The sequence below is a fragment of the Paraburkholderia sp. CNPSo 3274 genome (assembly GCF_024206475.1).
In the GTDB taxonomy this organism is placed as follows: Bacteria; Pseudomonadota; Gammaproteobacteria; order Burkholderiales; family Burkholderiaceae; genus Paraburkholderia.
Window position 1 is genome coordinate 1 of sequence record NZ_JAMBPR010000230.1, and the last position, 908, is coordinate 908.

General features: G+C 59.1%; 1 protein-coding gene and 1 pseudogene. Both read right to left on the reverse strand.

What is annotated here, in order from left to right:
• Nucleotides 1-188, reverse strand: a 188-nt coding sequence (locus M3I54_RS44375; RefSeq protein ID WP_254346735.1) for a DUF3564 family protein, incomplete at its 3' end; no start/stop codon positions are given.
• Between the two features lie 57 nt (nt 189-245).
• Nucleotides 246-666 (reverse strand): annotated as a pseudogene (locus M3I54_RS44380) (hypothetical protein); the annotation flags it as partial.
• Nucleotides 667-908 lie beyond the last annotated feature (242 nt).

Consider the following 908-nt stretch of genomic DNA (forward strand, 5'->3'; position numbering starts at 1 on the left):
GGGCGCGCATCATGCTGATCGCACACCACCGTGCCGCGCGCATCGACCCGCAGCTTTCCCCAGTCGGGAAATTGGAGGCCGGCATGACCTTCGCGCGACCACTTGTGGGTGTCGTTGTCGAGCCAAAGGATCGCATAGGCATTCGGGTCAAGGCGGTCGAAGGTGCCGAGATGGAGCGTGATTCGCATGAATTTCTCCGGTCGTGTTCGTGGTTTCGTGACCCGCCACAGCAGTCGGCGGACATATCAATTGTACGTGCGGCGGCAAGCTTGTGTATGCGTCAGGGTGTCGCTTGCTGCCGCTTTATAGTTACCAGGGCGCCGGCGCGGCGCTTTCACGTCTACCGATTTGAATTCGGCAGGGCTCACGATTTCGATGTACTCGATGTCTGGCGCGTGTTCGAAGAGGACAGCGCCTGATGCACGCAATCGCCCGCTTCGACAAGCGTTTCCTTGTCGTCGTACACGAAGCGCGCCCGGTCTTTGAGCATACTGACGATATGAAAATCTGCCTCATGCCGGTGCCAGCCCGCGCCCAACTTCGGCGCAAGATTTGCCCTAAAAAGTTGCGCGACCACCTTGTGACCCTGACGATTTCCAGATCACGATAGACAAAGAAATCGCGCAGCCCACCGCGCGGGAATGACGTGTCCTGCGGCTTGACGTGTCCTGCGGCTTGACGTGCGAAAAACCGGTGGTGAGTCCGGTTTGCATGACAGGTCTCCCGAGTGCGATGGAAGAAGGGGCACCAGGTTTGGCAAGCACGACGCGTTCCAGCATCCTGAATTTGGCTTGGCACCCGGTGGTGGTTGCCCTGTCTCCCGATTTGTGACAGAACTAGATCGGCGTCAAGCTATCCATCGGCCGGCTCGCATCGACGCCTGGCTTCTGGCTGACGTACACCGTTCC